The organism is Mesorhizobium oxytropidicola (genome assembly GCF_056174625.1).
Genome location: NZ_JBWBWK010000002.1, coordinates 736185 through 753199, shown reverse-complemented (window position 1 = coordinate 753199; position 17015 = coordinate 736185). Strand labels below are relative to the sequence as shown.

Here is a 17015-nt window from a genome sequence, read left to right as displayed (position 1 = left end):
GAACTGGAGCCGGCACACATGATACGAATACTGCTCATTGAAGACGACGAGGACCTTGGCAGTGCTGTACGCGAACATACGATGGCTGATGGCCACGCGGTCGACTGGGCCAAGGACCTGTCCGAAGCGCGGGATAAAGCAAGTTTGGTCTCCTACGAGCTTGTCCTGCTCGACATTCACCTGCCAGATGGCAACGGCATCGATTACGTGCGGGAGATGAGGAAGCGGCTTGATTCGACACCGGTCATCATCGTGACAGCTCGCGATCAGGTCTCGGACAAAATCGAGGGGCTCAACGCAGGTGCCGACGACTATTTGGTCAAGACATTCGATCTCGGCGAACTTTCCGCGCGCATTCATGCCGTGGGGCGTCGTCATGGGAAGCTCCCGGAGCCATATTGTGTCGGGACGCTGTCAATAAACTCGGCCGAGCGGCGCTGCGAGCGCGACGGGCGGGCGGTCTACCTGACTGCACGCGAATGGACAGTTTTCGACTGCCTTCTGCGCCGGCCCGCAACGGTCGTTTCGAAGGCGAAGATCGAGGACGTACTCTTTTCCTTGGGTTCGGAGATTGAGAGCAACACCGTGGAGGTTTATGTTAGCCGGCTCCGCAAGAAGATCGGCGGGGACCGAATAGCGACAGTGCGTTGCTTCGGGTACAGGTTCATGGTCACATGAAGAAGCCGCACAGCATGACGCGCAGGCTGATACTGAGGCTGGGGGGCGCAACGCTCCTGGTCTGGATTTTCGTCCCCACCATTGCTGCGCTCATGGTAAAGGACGTTATCTACGAAATCTGCGACGACTATCTGGAGCAAACTGCCGAGTTCGCGGCGTCGGCGCACGTCGATGTGGCGAAGAAGAAGTTTGAAGTACCTGAGCCGCCCAGCTTCGACGATTGGATTATTCAGTTCCAAGTTCGCACGCGTGACGGGAAGGTGCTCCTCGATTTGATCGAAAATCCGCCGAAGCCATTCCCATCTGCTCCCTTGCGTGAAGGCTTTTCGACAACCGCTACTGACCGCATCTATACGAAGAAAATAGCACTCGACCTGTTTGCGCAGGCGGCCCAACCGCTCTCGGTCCGCCGTCACGAAGTCAATAAGGCCGCAGTTAAGGTCTTCGTTCCGATGATCGTCTTCCTGCCCTTTAGCGTAGCCGTGTGCTGGATGGTAATCCGGCGGTCGCTGGCGCCAATCGAAGTACTGAAACAGGAGATCGGGTTGCGCGACGGCGGCAATCTCACACTGATGGGGTCGACCGGCCTCCCGGCAGAATTGGCCCCCATCGCGGCCTCCGTCGATCGGCTTGTCGAACGTCTACGGGCGGCCCTGGATGCCGAACGCGAGTTCGCCGCAAACTGTGCACATGAACTGCGCACGCCGATCGCAGGCTCGCTGGCTCAGCTGCAGAGGTTAGTGGCCGAAATTCCCCTGGGCTCGGCGAGAACGCGTGCGCGCGGCATCGAGAAATCGCTGTCGAGGCTTGGCCACCTTACCGAAAAACTGCTTCAACTCGCGCGGGCCGAATCGGGGATCGGCATCGCAGACCACGCGATCGATCTTGTCCGAGTGGTTCGGCTAGAAATTGATGACTTTGAGAAAAAACCGCGATTTGCCGGACGGGTAATCCTTGACGTCGACGGCTGCCCCACTTTGATGCGCAAAGTAGACGTCGATGCGTTTGCCATCCTCCTTCGTAACCTGATTGAGAATGCGCTCACGCATGGAGTGCCCGATACTACGATAACAGTTTCCGTCGGAACTGATGGAACCATTGCCATTGCAAACTCGGGACCGGTGGTGCCCCCCCAAGATCTTGAAGCGATAACAAAACGATTTAGGCGTGGTGCGACCTCAGCGGCGGGCTCAGGCCTTGGTCTAAACATCGCTAGTAAGGCGATCAAGGGGATAGGTGGCAGTCTTGCACTTGCGTCGCCTGCCCGTGGTCGCGAGGATGGTTTTGAGGCGATTATTCGAATCCCTCGATGACCGCAGCGACCAGATTGGACGTAGGAAGCATTGCACGCTGCTGGCAGGCAACGAGAATGTCAAACAGGGGTGGTGGTGACCATCCGCGGCGGGCGCGCGCCCCAGAGGAAGTCAGCTGTCGCGCGGCACACCACATCCAATCTATGCGCGGAACAAGCATACCGCGGCTAGCAGAAGCTTGAGGCGATTACGCCTGCACTCATGAGTCGTATTTCGTAAGCGGTCAGCCGATAACGTCAGGCCCCACTTCAACACCGCCTGTAAGAATATGTTATTATATCAGCACGTTAGGCGCGCGCCGGCGCGTGTTACCACTACATTTTGGGGATGATCTCAGGCGAGTTGTTCGTCGAGGTTGTGTGGCAGAGCGATGCCAGCTGCCTTGAAGACGTTGCCCACTTGGCCCGTAACGTGGGTTCTGGTGGTGACGATGCGACCATCCTTTTCGATGGTGGCTTCCTGGAGGCGGTCGAGATCGCGTAGAAGCGGCTGCCATTCGGGCGTCAGGCCTTTGGCCCGGCAGAGGCGGTACAGTTCCTTGCTGAGTACGAGCCCCAGGAACGAGCAAAACACATGCCCGCGGATGGCGGCATCGGATTGGTGGAAGATCGGCCGGGTATTGAAGGTTGCCTTGGCGGCGCGGAACAGGCTCTCGACCTCGAGCAAATCGCGATACCGCAGCACGGCCTGGAGCGGGGTCACCTTCGCGTTGGTCCGCACCACGGTGATGCCGTCGTACCGGGCTTCCTCGGCAAGCTTGCCGACATCGATCTTGAAGTTCTTGCCGCTGGCCTTGAGGTAACGCCGGTAGGCCGAGTTGCCGACCAGTGCCTTGTCGCCCTTCTTGAGCTGTGCCTCGAGGCCGGCGATGATCGCCTGGCGGTCGGCCTTGTCCTTCTCGGCCTCGGCGTCATTGCGGCTGACGATATAGCGGTCTTTACCGACCTTGACCTCTTTGACCCACAACTGAGTTTCACCGCGCTGGCGCTCGAGAACGAGCGGAACCATCGGTGCCGCGTCATTGAGCACGACGTTGTGGATCACGCTGCTCGAGCGTTCGCGGGCCCCCAGAATGTATTCCATGCCCAGCTTTTCGAGCGCGGCGATGGTATCGGCGCTGATCATGCCGCGATCGGCGACAACGCAGGCGCGTGTGACGCCGAAGCGCGTTCGCAGCCGATCGACCACCGGCAACAGGACGGTCACGTCAGCGGTGTTGCCAGGCACCATCTCGGTGCAGATCGGCCGGCCCTCGGCATCAACGACCAGCGCCAGGATCATTTGCGCCAGATCGGGGCGGAAGTCCTTGGAATGCCCGCGCTTGCCCAGCGTCTCGCCGCCCGCGCCGTAGAAGGACAACGAGGTGGTGTCCATGAACACAAGGCTGAGGTCGGTGAACAGGTCCTGCCGGCGCGCGAAGAGCTTTTCCTCGATCGCGTCTTTCACGCAGCGCGCCACCAGCGCGCCTTGCGCCTTTTCGCCGAGTTCCTCGCCCAGCCACGCCATTGCCCGGTAAAAGTGATGGAGCGCCAGACCCTCGGCGCCCTCGATACCATAATCGGCCATCCAGTTCGCGCAGTCGCGGTCCGAGCCCGAGACGAACAGCCGATGCAGCGTGCCAACGAACACCGCCCGTTCCACCGCAAAGCCGAACTGGCGCCCTTCCAGCACCTCTTCCAGCACCCCGCCGATCCCGAGCCGCTCCCACAGCCGCCCGAACAACAGCGGACCGCCGATGCGGCGAGAGGCAATTCGCCCCGCGTCAATGTCGGACAGGATGAGGCTGCGTTCGCCATGGCGCGCAATCGAAGCCGCCAATCTGTCAAGTTCGCCGCTGGCAACCAGCGCATCCTTGCGGCCCAGCGCCTTTATCGTGCGCTGGCGAACGGTTTTGCCGTCGCGGACACTTTCCACGAGGTAGAGATAGCGGTGGCCGCGCGCGACTCTCTCGACGACAAACATGCCAGCGTTGTTAGTGAATAAATGCCGTCAAATCCATACAGAACCGGGATGACAGCACAAATGTTGTTACCACACATTTTCGCGCCGAAAACTCAAGGCGAGTGAATTCAATAGCTTAACGGACAGCGTTCGCCATCCGTTCACCTCCAACTGTTCAAGTCGGGTCAGGCCTAAAGTTCCAAGGCATGAGCATTTCGATTTCGGATGCCGGCCAGCCTTGAGCGATGCGGGTCAAGGTCTGCGAGAGCCAGTCGAGCGGATCGACGCTGTTCATTTTGCAGGTTTGCAGCAAGGTGGCTACCGTCGCCCAGGTTCGTCCACCGCCGTGGCTGCCGGCGAATAGACTATTCTTTCGCGTGATCGTCATCGCAGGGTCTTTCTGCCCATGTCGGGCAGATGGTAGAGTTTCATTATCGCTGGCATCCATATTACGGCGGTCGTTTTCGGCATGAAGGTCGCGAGGCTGCTTGCGGGCCTGCTCACCTGCGACCGATGTGGAAGGCGGTTGGGCGTTGTCTATTCGGGCCGGCCTCCGGGTCATCCCTATTACCGCTGCGAACGTATCAACCAGATGCTGGCCAAGCCGCGATGCATGACTTTTGGCGCATCTCGCATCGACCCTGCCATCGGCAAAGAGATATTGAGAGCCGTGACGCCAATGGCGATCGAGGCCGCAATGGAAGCTGATCGTGCGCATCGGGATAATCTGGAAGAACGACACCGTATGGTGGAGCTGGACTTGCAGCAAGCTCGATACGAGGCATCTCTCGCTGAGCGTCGCTATGCCGCTTGCGACCTCGACAACCGGCTGATCGCTGCCCAACTTGAGAAGAGCTGGGAGGCAGCGCTCACGCGCGTGGAAGCCTGTGAAGCGGGTTTGGCCCAAGCGCGACAAATCGATCTTGTAACCCCAGTTCCCGATTTTGCTGGCATTGCCACCGACCTGGAGGCTGCCTGGCGCGCACCTGACGTCGAATTGCGTTGTCGTCAGCAGCTCCTTCGCACCCTCGTGTCTGATATCATCGCTGACGTCGATGAAGAACAACGTGAAGTCATTTTGACGATCCACTGGAGGGGTGGCCAGCACTCTCAACTGCGCATTCGCAAACCCAAAGCTGGCGAACATGGCCAGAGTACTCCGGAGGCCGCCCTTGCCGTCATGCGGTCTATGGCTACCCGCTGGTCCGACACAGACATTGCTGCGACTCTCAACCGGATGGGAATGCAGACCGGACAAGGCAAAACCTGGACGGCGCGCCGTGTCGGGGCACTGCGCACGGTCCATAAAATCCACGGCTACCGATCCGCCGAAAAGAATGGCGAATGGCTCACGCTGACCGAAGCTGCCAAAAAGCTTGGAGTTACAGCCCATCGTGTCCGTCGACTGATCAAGGAGGGCGTGCTCCCTACCGAGCAGGTTGTTCCGGATGCGCCGCACCAAATACGAGCCACTGACCTGGAAAAGGATCAAGTAACCCAGTTTCCGCGTCACAGGGGCCCGTGTCGCATCAAAATGGAAAACCAAAAGTCCCTGTTTCCAGACGTTTGAGGAGGTGCAGTATGAATCGGTCGTTGCCTGGGGCCTGATTGCACGCTCGACGATACTGGAGTCGATTTCGATGCGACCGTCCATCAGAAAGCGTTCCAGCGCCTCCCGCCCGGGTGAGCGCGTAGCGGATCGCCTCGGCGGTCTTGGATTTTCCGGAGACCTTGCCCAGTTCCCCTTCCCATAGATCGAAGTGGCTCGCGACAATGGCCACGGACTTTTCCTGACGCAGCGCGGCGCGGCTTCCGGCATCCTTGCCGCGAACCTCGTCCTCGACCTTCCACAATTCGGTCATGGCGATGATCGAATCCGTCGCGGCCTGCGAGACCCCGCTGATGTGCAGGTCGTAGAATTTGCGCCGCAGGTGAGCCTTATCTTGTGCATGCAACAGATAATTCAGAGCGTTTTTAGCTTGGCGTCGCGCAGAAAGGCGGGTGGCGAAAGCGCGCTGAGGTGGATCGCGACGGTGAGCTAAAAACGTGTTGGACTAAGCCGCCGGCACGGGCGGCCGCTATGGGCGTTTAATTGAGGCCGTGCCCATGAACAGGCAGGGCGCGGATGCGGTCGTGGACGCCGCGATTGCAAGGGGTCGCGTGCGCCGAAAGCGGCGCGGATATGGGTTCGGCAAAGTGAGGACCGGCGTCGCGCCCTGCCGGCAGAGGCAGCCGGGGGTGACGGCGCGCACTTTCGCGGGACCGGCTCGGTTTTCGGGCCGAACGGCTCGTGTGATGCGGTGACGGCGAAAGCGGAGCGGTTCTTTCATGACGTATCCTGGTATGGCGGGGGTCCAGTGGCGCCATCGAAGGTTTCGATGATGATCATCTGCCCTTGACGACAGGCGGGGCATTGCCTGAGGGAATGACCGGTGAGATCCTCTTAGCGGTCGCGGTAATCCTTTGCGGGTCGGCTGTCCGATGGCTCGGGAACCAGCAGGTCGCGGCAGTGGGCAAGCTTTTGCGCGCGGTAGCGATTGCCGAGAAAGCCGTAGTAACGGATGCGATGGAAGCCCTCGGGCAGGACGTGCAACAAGAAGCGGCGAATGAGCCAAGGGCGCGGCGCGCAGCCAGATACTCTTCGAGTGCCGCTTGCAACGTGCTCATGACGCCACTCCTGGCCAAGGTATCGCAACGGCGCGCAACGCCGCGATGTCGACTTTGGCATAGATCTGCGTCGTGTTCGGCTGGCTGTGGCGGAGAAGTTGACCGATTTCGACGAGCGAGGCGCCGCGGCGCGTGAGATCGGTGGCGAGTGAGTGACGCAACAAATGTGCACCCTTGAACTCCGGCGTCAGACCGGCGCGCTTGAGCGCACGATGAACGATGCAGCAAACAACCGACGGGCTGACAAAACTCCGTCTGGGCGCCTTTATGCGAATATGGATTTGGTCTTCGACGGCGGCACCACCCAGGACCCGGCCGGTAAGGAGGGGCTTGCCAATTTGATGACCGGCTTGCTCGACGAGGGCGCCGGCAGTTACGACAGCGATGCCTTTCAGGTGCAGCTCGACGATGCCGGCGCCGAGATGAGCTTCGACGCGCAGCGCGACGGCATCCATGGCTCGATGCGCCTGCTTTCCGAGCGCCAGGACGCCGCTTTCGATCTGGTCAGGCTCGCGGTGAACAGGCCTCGCTTCGATCAGGAGCCGGTCGAGCGTATTCGCGCCCAGCTTCTCTCCGAAATCATCGCCAACGAACGCGAACCTCACGTGATCGCCGAGCTTGCCTGGCTGCGCAGACTCTATGGCACGCATCCGTATTCGCGGCCGCCCGAGAGCACCAAGAAAAGCTTGGCCCGCATATCGCCCGCCGATCTAAGCGCCTTCTACAAGACCGCTTTCGCCCGCGACGGACTGCACGTGGCGGTTGTCGGCGACATAGATGCCAAAGCCCTCAGCTCGACTTTGTACGTTTCGGTCAGGTCCAGATCCAGAATAGGCTGTTGGTTGCGATGTGGCTGAGCGCTTGATCGAGGGGCAGAACACAGCCGCCCATATCGTCGATGTCTTCCCATTTTCGCCGGTGTGACCAGTAAGCGATCCTGACCTCTTCGCTTCTGCCGGTCGGCTTGAGACGGGCGATCGGCACCTCGGTTGCCAGCAGGTACAGGTGGTAGGCACCTTTGTCCTTGTACCAGCCAACGCCGCCGCCATTGGCCTCGTCGAACGCCTCGATGCGCAGGGCAATGTCGTCCTTTTCCATTGTGCAGTCATAGCGGCCGCGGTCTCGGGCAGGCCTGATTCACTTCGCCGACGGTCATTGCCTTGCAACATGTGCTGGCCGGGATTCGAAGCATGGGATGCTGCACCATCCCAGCGTCGCTGTCGGCGATGCCGTTCCCCAGATCCTGCGCCTGTGGCTCCAAGCGTTGCGCACCTGCTTCACAGCGCCCAGCTGGGAACATGTCCTTGTTCTGGTCATGGGAGCTTTGCTGTGCGCATTTCGCTGATTGTGAGCAGCCGTTTCAGGCGATGGTGAGCGCTCGTTTCATTTGATCGTGAGCAGGTATTTCGCGCGATCATGAGCTGCCGTTTCGACCGACGTGTTCATTGATTCAGGTGTTTGAGGCGCCGTCAAGAGGGCGGGCGCGGGCACTGTGTTTCCGCATGCTTTCTCCGGTGAGTTGAAGGCGGTGAGCGTTGTGAACGAGGCGATCCAGAATCGCGTCACCGAGGGTGGGATCGCCTATGACGTCGTGCCAGAGTTCCACGGGAATTTGGCTCGTGACGATGGTCGATGCTCGGCCGTGGCGATCGTCGAGGATCTCCAGGAGGTCGCGCCGTTCGGACGCGTTGAGAACAGACAGGCCCCAGTCGTCGAGAAGGAGGAGTTGAACGCGCCCGAGCGTCTTGAGCAGGCGACCATAGCGTCCGTCACCTCGAGCCAGCGCGAGCGCCTCGAAGAGGCGCGGGACGCGATGATAGAGCACCGATCGATTGTCGCGGCAGGCTTTGTGGCCGAGCGCGCAGGCAATCCAACTCTTTCCCAAGCCGGTTGCGCCCGTGACCAGCAGATTCTCATGGCGATCGATCCAGTCGCCGGCGACGAGCCGGGCGAAGACGGCGCGGTCGATGCCGCGCGGGGTGCGCAAATCGACATCTTCCACGCACGCGCTCTGGCGCAGCGCGGCGAATTTGAGGCGTGTGGTGAGCCGTTTGGTGTCGCGCTCGGCGGCTTCGCGATCGACAAGAAGCCCGATGCGCTCCTCGAACGACAGGGCATCGAGATCCGGTGATCGTCGCTGCTCCTCGAAGGCCTTGGCCATTCCGGTCAAGCCGAGTGCGATCAGCCGTTCATGGGTGGGATGGGCGAGCATTGAGAACTCCATGGTTCAGTGGAAATAGCCCTGACCGCGGATGTTGCCGTGGCGCAGGGGTTGGTGGTCGGGCGTCTCGTCGAGGAAGGCCCGATCAAGGCCGTTCTTGAGGATCGAACGGATCGAGGCGACGGAGCGTGCCTTGATTAGGACGCCGCGTTGGCAGGCTGCATCGACGCGCGTGTTGCCGTAGCTCTTGGTCAGTGCCAGAATGCCGAGACAGGTGCGAAAGCCCTGTTCGGGATGCGGCCGGTCAGCGATGACAGCCTGGAAGAAGGCGGCGGTGGCGGGACCGATCTTCTCGCCGGCCGCGATCAGTCCCCCCGGCGTCCACTTGCCGTAGCGGCGATGCGCGCTCGGCATGTGATCGGCAACGGTGGTGTGGCCGCGCCGGTTGGGCGCACGGGCGTGGCTGGCGATGCGCTGCCCCTTGTGGAATATCTCGACGGTGTTGTCGGCGATGCGCACATCGACGAGCTCGCGGATGAGGCGGTAGGGCGTGGAATACCAGTGCCCGTCGACCTCGACGTGATAGTCGGGCGCGACGCGGCAACGCTTCCAGCGCGCAAAGACGTATGGCTGGTCCGGCAGTTCTCCCAGCTTCGGCCTGTCGATCTCGGCGAAGAGCTCGGCGCGGCTGGAGCCGAAGCCGCGCATCTGGCGGGCGTTGAGTTCGGCGACGAGCAGGCGGATGGCTGCGTTCAGCTCCGCCAGGGAAAAGAAGCGCTGGTTGCGCAGCCGCGCTAGGACCCAGCGCTGGGCAATTTGCACGGCGACCTCGACCTTTGCCTTATCCTTCGGGCGTCTCGGCCTGGCTGCGAGAACTGCGGTGCCGTAATGGCTCGCCATCTCCGCATAGGTCCGGTTGAGACCGGGGTCGTAGCGGTCGGGGTTGGTGACGGCGGCCCTGAGATTATCGCAGACCACGAACTTCGGCACGCCATCTAGAAACCGGAACAGGTTGGTGTGAAGGCCGATCCAGTCGGGCAGGCTCTCGCTCGGGCACGCCTCGGCGTAGGTATAGTTCGAGGCGCCCATCGCTGCGACGAACAGCTTCATGGGACGCGCTTCGCCGGTGATGGGGTCGAAGATGTCGATGGTATCGCCAGCGAAATCGACAAACACCTTCTCGCCGCCCAGGTGCGTCTGGCGCATCGTCGGGCGCGCGCGCCCTTTCCAGGCCTCGAAGGTCGTGCAAAACCAGGTATAGCCAAAGCCGTCTGGATTGGCGGCACGATACTCTTCCCACAGCAGCACCCGCGTGACGCTGCGGCGGCGCAACTCCTTCTCCACATAGTTCCAGTCGGGAACGGACCGCCGAGGGCTTTGCGACGCCGCCTTCGGTGCCGGAAAGAGAAGCAGCTCAAGGCCTTCGTCATCCATCCCTTCAGGCAACGGCCAGCTCAGCCCCGCAAGACGGGCACGCCGCAGGTAACCATGCACGACGCCATTGCTCACCCCGAGCGTGCGCGCGATGACGCGTTCGGTCAGGCCCTGGACATGCCTTAGACGTAAAACTTCTCTGATCCGGCGCATCGACAATCTCTGGGTTGGCATCAGGCTTCCTCGTTGCATTGACGAGGCAACCTGTAGCCCGGTTGAGATGTCGGCCGAAGCGTCCACAACCTTCGAGGAGGCTGCTCACGATCGTCTGAAATCGCTGCTCACGATCCCGCGAAATGCGCGCTCACGATGCGGTGAAATCCGTGCTCACGATCGACTGAAATACGCATTGCTGGCGCCGGGCAAGCGGACCGTTAGCTCTTGCCTGCGCATGACCGGCAGGGCCGAGGCCGCCAACTTTGCAAGCTACCACCAGATCCTCAACCGAGCCTGCTGGAGCCCCCGTGCCGTTGCCAGGCGATTGCTGGGCCTCGTGGTCGAACGGCTCGTGCCCGATGGCCCCATCGTCATTGGCATGGACGACACCATCGAACGCCGATGGGGACGCCGGATCAGCGCACGGGGCATCTACCGGGATCCAGTGCGCTCCAGCCATGGCCATTTCGTCAAAGCCAGTGGCCTGCGCTGGTTGAGCTTCATGGTGCTGACCCCGGTGCCATGGACGAGCCTGGTAAAGGCCTTGCCGGTCTTGACCCTGCTTGCCCCATCCGAGCGATCCGACCATCAACGTGGGCGGCGCCATAAGCTGCTGACCGACTGGGCGCGGCAGGGCGCACTGCAACTCTGTCGCTGGCTGCCGGGCGCCGCATCATCTTCGTAGGCGACAGCAGCTTTGCCGTCCATGAACAGGCCCATGCTATCACTGCCAGGGCAACGCCCATCAGCCGGCTGCGACTGGATGCCAGCCTGTTTGCGCCACCGCAAAGCGGACCACGCGCACCCCGAACCACCCCGGCATTGCTCGGGCTCTACAGCCTCGTATATCGCTATGGGCCTGCGAACTGCTCACCAGCACCACCACCCCATACGCAGCAGCGTGGTACCGAAAAACCAGCCTGACGTTCAGCGACGCCATCGGCGCCGTCCGCCTCGCAATCTGGATCGGCGACATTAATCAACACTCCCCGCCTAACCGGGAACGACAAAATATCCCGCCAGAGCGCATCCTGCGAATGGCGCAAGCCCTGTGCTTCGCCACCTAAACGTACAAAGTCGAGCCTAGGGCCTTGATATCCTCGCGCGCCAGCAAATGCCCGGCCAGCACATAGCGCATGCCCTGATTGTCATTCGGATTGAGCTCGAGCATCGCCTGATAATGGTCGATGGCCGCCTGATGCTGACCAAACCGCCAAAGTACCGCGGCAAGACCTGCCCGCGCCCGCATGTAGGGGCGCGTCTCGAGAAACCCCAGAAGTGACCGGCATATTCCTCAAACCCGTCCGGTCCGAGCGCCTCTTCACCCGATGCGACGCCCTTCTGGTAGTAGTCCAGCACCTCCTCGACAGACCCCGCCTCCTCTTCGGCCAACAGCACATAGGCGTCGGCGCACAATGGCGAGACTTTAAGCGCTTTCCTGGCCAGCGCGATACGCTTGCTGCGAATGGTCGCTTCCCAAGCCTCGTACATGTGTCGAAGACGGTCGAAAACCGCTGACAAACGACGACACGAGCTGAAGCGCTGGAAAGAGCAAAGGCGGTCGCCCGCGCGCTCTTCAACTAGCGCTGTAGCGGGCGGCCGCCTTTGCGGCGCGGTGCTGATCACGTGAGGTTGAGAAGGCGGTAGACGCGGGGCACGTCTCCAGGCGCCCTGAGGCGGCTTTCGACGTACCCCGCCATGCGCCTGCCTTGTGGTATCTGCGGGTAATCAGCGCCGCAGAAACAATCCGGCGTAGCACCGATCTCAACTGGCAAGTCCGGGCTCGGTGTCACGCTCCACTGACGGTGCGCGACCTGCATTATCGCATTGTCAGCGCATTCCGTCGACCTTTTCCCCGAACTCCCAGCGGCGCTCCGAAAGGACCGTCGCGGATGCTCACGGGCCGCTTCTTTCTGTGCGGCCACTGCCGTTCGCAGGTAACGATCTGCCGCAGCTGCGACCGGGGACAGCGCTACTGCGGCCAGGACTGCGCCCGTGCTGCCCGCCGCGAGAGTGTGCGCGAGGCGGGGCGACGTTATCAGCGCAGCCGCCGTGGACGCCTGGCTCATGCGGTCCGGGCCCGACGATATCGGGCTCGGCACAATAAAGTGACGCATCATTCTCCACCTGCATCTCCTGCCGGTTCACTACTGGTCAGTCCCTCGAACGATGTCGTCGCTGCTTTTGCTGACGTCGTCGGGCGGGCGACGACATCGGTCATGCCCACGCCGTGCTGTCGGCGCTGCGACTGTCGACTGTCGCCGTTCGTTCGCACCGGCTTCGTGCGTCGCCGGGGGGCTCGTTATGCCCGTGAAGCTGACTACGCAGACAGCGAGGGGAACTTTTCCAGCGTCTGCTCAATGAATGGAAGATACGGTTCAATGATTGAGGCTCTCTGCAGCGGCTTGTGCCGGGGCAATCCCCGTCGAGGAAGAAGCGCAGGTAGATGTCGCGTGAGTAGGAAAGCACGGTGTGAACCTCGACGAGCCGCCTTCTGGTGGCGTCGGGCACGCTGTATGCGTTTCCACCGACACTGACCATGCCCTCTCGGGATATCCTGCGCTCAAGCCGCAGAACCGATCGGAACGGAGCCAGCGGCAAGGGACGCAGATGAAGGCGCTCTTCCGCGAAGGCCTCGACGACGACGCGCTGCGTTGTGGCGTGCACGCGCGGATTGGCAACGACATCCAGCCATTGCCGCAGTTGAGTGTTAAGATCATCAAGGTTGCGAAACGAGCGCGCCAGGAAGAAGTCTTCACGAATATAGCGGAATGGTCGCTCGACCTTTCCCTTCGTCTTGGCGCGATATGGTTTGCAGGCCTTCGGATGAAAGCCGAAATGGCGGGCGAGATCGAGCAGAGCGCGGTTATAAACAATGCCGCCCGTCTCGCCTTCGCCGATGACGGCAGTCTTCATTCGGTCGTAAAGGATCTCGCGCGGAACGCCGCCGATCGCATCGAACGCCGCGGCGTGGCATCGCAGCACCGTCGGCAGATCCTGACGCATAGCAAAGCGCGCCCAGATGAGACGGCTATAGCCCAGCACCATAGAAAACAGCCAGACGATCCTGGGGGTTGCCGGCTCGTCGGTGAAGACGAGATGGAATTGGGCGAAATCCACCTGGGCCTGTTCGCCGGGAGCTGTTTCGAACCGAACTTCAAAGCCGGGTTCTGAAGTCGGACGAACGTCTCTGAGAAAGTCCGTGACGGCAGTGTAGCCACCGGCGTACCCACGATCCTTCAGTTCTCGCAGGAGCCGCCGACCGCTAAGGCCGGGATAGGCAGCAACCCGTACACGCAGATAGGCGGTGAATGGATCAATCACCGTCGCCCGCGGCTTTCTTGGTCCATAGGCAGGGGCCTCAAGGCCACGCTCGATGTATTTGCGAATTGTCTTTCGATCGACGCCGGTCTGCCTGGCGATCGCAGACACCGACATCCCCTGCCGGTGCATATCTAAGATCATGACTATCTCTCCGAGTTTGATCACCGCCATTCCCCTCTCGACCATCGAGAGCAGTATCGGTGATGACGCGCCGCCGGTCCTCCGGGGCGCGCCCCGGAGGACCGGCGGCAACGCTAAACTGAGGAAGATTCAAACGGCACTTCTGGGGAGTATTGATCCGGTATCGACAGCTGCCATCGCCCTGCAAGCCTGACTGCCCGCCTGACCACCAGGCCCCCGGCTGACAGCGTTGCACACACTGGCGTACCCAAACGATTCGCCAGCGAGGATGTCCTGCTCCCAGTTCGGGAGAAATTGGCTTGTGAATTCGACAGCGGCTCTGTGCAGGAATGCAGCGTGCTCTTCCTGGCCCTGCAGCATGCCAGTATGGCGCACCACCGCAAAGGAGAATTCGGTGAAGTCGCGAGCACGCCGAATGTCATCAAGAGCATTGCTGAACAAATTGTTCGCCTTTGCGCGCGAGACGCGGTGCGGAGTCCCATCGTTGCTGTGCCATCCTGCTTGCAAATCGGCGGTTTGCCCGCGCGGTGGGAGCTCGCCTATGCTGGAGTGTCGGGACCGTTGCGCGTGGCGCAAGCGTCCGCTTTCGGCACGCGAAGAGCCTGAGTGCGGCTCCGCTTCATAACTGAGCGCTTGTGGGGCAACTATCGCGCGCGCTCACATTGTCACTGCGTGCTGACCCGGCCTCCATGGCGGATGTGGTTTGCCCATGCGACAAGACTGCGGCGTAAGAACTTTCGGCGGCGCGATCCTTGCGCCACGATTCACCCTCAGAACGCAAAGCGCTTTTTTCCTGGCTTACTTCACCGTCCCGCCGACGAAAAACGGCGCCGCGCCACGCCCGCTCCGCGTAATGCGGAAGCTAAAAGTCGTAGTTGCCCAACGGGGGCGCGCGCGGACCTGCCGCCTGGAGTGTCATCGGAGTGGCGTGCGAAGCGGCTGGAAGATGCTTCATCGGCCTGCAATAGATTTCTTGCTGCGACCGCCTGTTTAAGGGCCAAAATTTGGGTGGCAGTACCTTGCCCGGCAATATTGGCGGGATTGATGAACTCTTCCGCTTCCAAATCCTTGAGAACGGATTGGGTGCTCCCTATAGCCGATATCTGTGACGGTGATGGCAAATGAGGCTGGAAGGCTGATGACAAAATCCCTTCATCACTAGAAGACTCTCCCGCTTCTCCGGAATAAGCTGGCGCTGGGAAATATGCATTTTGCTTCAAGCTGACGGGATTCATGATTAGATAACCTCGCTAGGTTCTTCCGTGGTTGAGTTAGGCGCTGCCCGGTTATGGCGGGCACGTTCGACTTCGTAGCACCGCACCTCCGATCTAGCCGAATGTTCAGCCGATTTTCTGCACTACTCCCTTCAGAGCGTTGTAAATCATCCCGATCACGCTTGATTCCAAAGCTAGACTCAGGGTCCATTGCTGACCGGTGGATTGAACTTTAAGTAGATCTGACGCGTTATCCGGATCCATAGATGTCATGAGGCTGCTAAAATTCCTTTCTGCTGAAACAGTGGCACTGCCGATGTTGCTAGTGATGCTGCTGGCGTTAAGGTTAGGGCCAGAAATGCGCGACATAATTATCTCCAACCTAAGGGTAGTTCCTTATCACGATACTCACTCCAAATCGAGTTGATGATCTCTGTGGCCGCATCTATCGCGTCGAGCATGACCGCCAAGACCTCGAATTCCTGCCTCGAAACGCCAACATCCATTTCACGTTTCAACGATTGCCGGCAGGTATCGAATTCCCTCTCTAGGGCAGATCTTTTTGCACCGTCGAAATCCCTTAGCAACTGCCTCTGCAATTCAAACATGGCCATGACGTCGCTCATCCTTTTTCCTCGACTATCCATCTCGGCTTGCTCGGGTAAGAAACATGCACCTCATCGGCGCCGATGCGCACAAAAATTCCGCCTCGATCTATGTCAACGATCTGGCCCAAGCTCTCGAGACTGTCTCCGACCTTCAGGCGCGTTCCATTCTCAACAACGATGAACGGCGTTCGGCCGAGGTATACACCTCTCGGCGCCGGCAATATGACCGGCGTGAACTGCGTCTCAAGCGGAATGTAGGGTGCGAACTTCTCCTGAAAGCGAGAAGCGACCTTCTGCCACGCTTCAAAAGCAATCGGAGTCAGAGTCCCTGAAACGAGCACGCCGTCTGCCTTGGTTAAGATGTGAATGGAGCGACGCAGTTGGTCCGTTATCGCGGTCTCTAGAAAAACGCGAGCTCGGTCGGGTGTCACGATCGCGTTTTCAACTTCACTTAGCCCTGGAATATCCTGCTGCAGGCGGTGAAGTGCCGCTTGGACCTTCGCATCGCTAGGTCCATATCCTGTTATCGTGATCTCTCCGGGGCCGATCACCCGCACGCTGCCCTCGATTCCGAAGCTGCTTATGACCGTCGTTACGAGATCGATGATCTGCGAATCCGACAGAGTGGTCGGCCGTTTGGATAACACTTCCGCCTCAAGGCCGGCCGTGCTCAGGGCGGCTCTCAGCTTGGCATCGTCTCCAGGTCGTAGGTCTCCTTCAATGACCAGTTTGTCATCAACGGAGGTGATGTTGACGTTGTGAGCGATGTTTAAGTCGCGAATGATGTCTCGCACCATCATCAGCGGGTCATTGGCCGGAGAGGCTTCCGAGGCGGAGGGGGGAACTCGCCCTATGGCAGCCCAAAACACGACGACCGGCATAATCAGGAGAGTGCAAACTACCGCCCCGAGCCGTAATTGACGCGGTATCACGCCTACCATGACATGCATCTGTCGGCCCATCGAGGCCGACGCCAGTTCGGGAGGGGCCGAAAGTTGCGCGGAAGTGCCCGGCACCAGGCCTCCCATGGCGTCCGCCTGGGGAAAGCTGCTCCCGGCCGGACCAATCCCAAAAATCGTCCGCCCGACCTGAACCGGTGTCAGCGCATTGAGCACCGTCCAGTCGCCCACTGGAAGGTCTTTGGTCCCGACGCGCACACCCGGTGCCAGGGCAACTACGTGGATGCGTCCGGCCTCGACAGTAATGCGGAGATGTGTGGCAGCCAGTTCCGGATCAGCGAAGGTGAGGTCATCGGTGTCACTGGCACCGATTAGCCAGACGCCTTCCTCGAGCGGGGTCTCTGCACCCCGGTTGGGACCGGCCAGCACACGCAGGGTCAGCTTGGCATCATCGCCAGGCAGAGTCACTTCTTCCATGG

At 60.6% G+C, this 17015-nt stretch carries 15 protein-coding genes and 6 pseudogenes; 5 read left to right on the top strand and 16 right to left on the bottom strand.

All coding sequences use genetic code 11. The features are described 5' to 3' along the window. Nucleotides 1-21 precede the first annotated feature (21 nt). Entirely contained in the window at nt 22-678 is a 657-nt protein-coding gene (locus AC0V8S_RS39235) for a response regulator transcription factor (RefSeq protein ID WP_183455462.1), read from the top strand. Further along, the gene (locus AC0V8S_RS39230; protein WP_475438967.1) at nt 675-1991 is read left to right on the top strand and encodes a sensor histidine kinase; all 1317 of its coding nucleotides are present in this window, start codon (nt 675-677) and stop codon (nt 1989-1991) included. The genes AC0V8S_RS39235 and AC0V8S_RS39230 overlap by 4 nt, the downstream gene beginning before the upstream one ends. Before the next feature lie 333 nt (nt 1992-2324). Here the strand turns inward: AC0V8S_RS39230 and AC0V8S_RS39225 are convergent, their stop codons facing one another. Continuing rightward, nucleotides 2325-3953, bottom strand: a complete 1629-nt coding sequence (locus AC0V8S_RS39225; RefSeq protein WP_475437176.1) for an IS1634 family transposase — start codon at nt 3951-3953, stop codon at nt 2325-2327. Nucleotides 3954-4107: 154 nt separating this feature from the next. Beyond that, nucleotides 4108-4317, bottom strand: a pseudogene (locus tag AC0V8S_RS39220) (transposase domain-containing protein); the annotation flags it as partial. Between the two features lie 84 nt (nt 4318-4401). On the opposite strand from AC0V8S_RS39220, the gene AC0V8S_RS39215 reads away from it, so the two are divergent. Then, the gene (locus tag AC0V8S_RS39215; protein WP_475439188.1) at nt 4402-5502 is read left to right on the top strand and encodes a recombinase zinc beta ribbon domain-containing protein; all 1101 of its coding nucleotides are present in this window, start codon (nt 4402-4404) and stop codon (nt 5500-5502) included. Nucleotides 5503-5520: 18 nt separating this feature from the next. On the opposite strand, the pseudogene AC0V8S_RS39210 reads toward AC0V8S_RS39215, so the two are convergent. From AC0V8S_RS39210 to AC0V8S_RS39200, 3 genes and pseudogenes are all read right to left on the bottom strand, one after another. Continuing rightward, nucleotides 5521-5875 (bottom strand): annotated as a pseudogene (locus tag AC0V8S_RS39210) (IS66 family transposase); the annotation flags it as partial. 383 nt (nt 5876-6258) lie between these two features. Continuing rightward, nucleotides 6259-6540: pseudogene (locus AC0V8S_RS39205) on the bottom strand (transposase); the annotation flags it as partial. A 55-nt stretch (nt 6541-6595) separates the two neighbouring features. Further along, nucleotides 6596-6868: a tyrosine-type recombinase/integrase gene (locus AC0V8S_RS39200; protein WP_475439187.1), complete on the bottom strand. Its 273-nt coding sequence runs from the start codon at nt 6866-6868 to the stop codon at nt 6596-6598. A gap of 15 nt (nt 6869-6883) precedes the next feature. On the opposite strand from AC0V8S_RS39200, the pseudogene AC0V8S_RS39195 reads away from it, so the two are divergent. Further along, a pseudogene (locus tag AC0V8S_RS39195) lies at nt 6884-7402 on the top strand (M16 family metallopeptidase); the annotation flags it as partial. 10 nt (nt 7403-7412) lie between these two features. Here the strand turns inward: AC0V8S_RS39195 and AC0V8S_RS39190 are convergent. From AC0V8S_RS39190 to istA (AC0V8S_RS39180), 3 genes are all read right to left on the bottom strand, one after another. Further along, on the bottom strand, nt 7413-7697 hold the full coding sequence (locus AC0V8S_RS39190) for a hypothetical protein (protein WP_475438966.1): 285 nt from the start codon (nt 7695-7697) through the stop codon (nt 7413-7415). 352 nt (nt 7698-8049) lie between these two features. Beyond that, nucleotides 8050-8811, bottom strand: a complete 762-nt coding sequence (gene istB / locus AC0V8S_RS39185) for an IS21-like element helper ATPase IstB (RefSeq protein WP_475434929.1) — start codon at nt 8809-8811, stop codon at nt 8050-8052. Nucleotides 8812-8826: 15 nt separating this feature from the next. After that, complete coding sequence (istA, locus tag AC0V8S_RS39180; RefSeq protein WP_475438965.1) at nt 8827-10368, bottom strand: IS21 family transposase; 1542 nt, start codon at nt 10366-10368, stop codon at nt 8827-8829. A 46-nt stretch (nt 10369-10414) separates the two neighbouring features. Between istA (AC0V8S_RS39180) and AC0V8S_RS39175 the strand changes: the two genes are divergently transcribed. Next, the gene (locus AC0V8S_RS39175) at nt 10415-11035 is read left to right on the top strand and encodes a transposase (RefSeq protein WP_475438964.1); all 621 of its coding nucleotides are present in this window, start codon (nt 10415-10417) and stop codon (nt 11033-11035) included. Nucleotides 11036-11413: 378 nt separating this feature from the next. Here the strand turns inward: AC0V8S_RS39175 and AC0V8S_RS39170 are convergent, their stop codons facing one another. From AC0V8S_RS39170 to sctD, 8 genes and pseudogenes are all read right to left on the bottom strand, one after another. Next, nucleotides 11414-11599 (bottom strand): tetratricopeptide repeat protein, encoded by a 186-nt coding sequence (locus AC0V8S_RS39170; RefSeq protein WP_475438963.1) that lies wholly within the window; start codon nt 11597-11599, stop codon nt 11414-11416. Between the two features lie 125 nt (nt 11600-11724). Continuing rightward, nucleotides 11725-11841 (bottom strand): annotated as a pseudogene (locus AC0V8S_RS39165) (hypothetical protein); the annotation flags it as partial. A gap of 960 nt (nt 11842-12801) precedes the next feature. Beyond that, nucleotides 12802-13839 (bottom strand): annotated as a pseudogene (gene istA / locus AC0V8S_RS39160) (IS21 family transposase); the annotation flags it as partial. A 105-nt stretch (nt 13840-13944) separates the two neighbouring features. After that, nucleotides 13945-14256 (bottom strand): hypothetical protein, encoded by a 312-nt coding sequence (locus tag AC0V8S_RS39155; protein WP_475438962.1) that lies wholly within the window; start codon nt 14254-14256, stop codon nt 13945-13947. A gap of 362 nt (nt 14257-14618) precedes the next feature. Then, nucleotides 14619-15050 (bottom strand): hypothetical protein, encoded by a 432-nt coding sequence (locus tag AC0V8S_RS39150; protein ID WP_475438961.1) that lies wholly within the window; start codon nt 15048-15050, stop codon nt 14619-14621. Nucleotides 15051-15155: 105 nt separating this feature from the next. Further along, a complete protein-coding gene (locus AC0V8S_RS39145) occupies nt 15156-15398 on the bottom strand; it encodes an EscF/YscF/HrpA family type III secretion system needle major subunit (RefSeq protein ID WP_475438960.1) in 243 nt (80 codons plus the stop codon). Between the two features lie 2 nt (nt 15399-15400). After that, nucleotides 15401-15655 carry an EscE/YscE/SsaE family type III secretion system needle protein co-chaperone gene (locus AC0V8S_RS39140; RefSeq protein ID WP_183455443.1) on the bottom strand — a complete coding sequence of 85 codons (255 nt, stop codon included), beginning with the start codon at nt 15653-15655 and terminating at the stop codon, nt 15401-15403. Next, nucleotides 15652-17013, bottom strand: a complete 1362-nt coding sequence (gene sctD / locus AC0V8S_RS39135; RefSeq protein ID WP_475438959.1) for a type III secretion system inner membrane ring subunit SctD — start codon at nt 17011-17013, stop codon at nt 15652-15654. The genes AC0V8S_RS39140 and sctD overlap by 4 nt, the downstream gene beginning before the upstream one ends. Nucleotides 17014-17015: the final 2 nt, after the last annotated feature.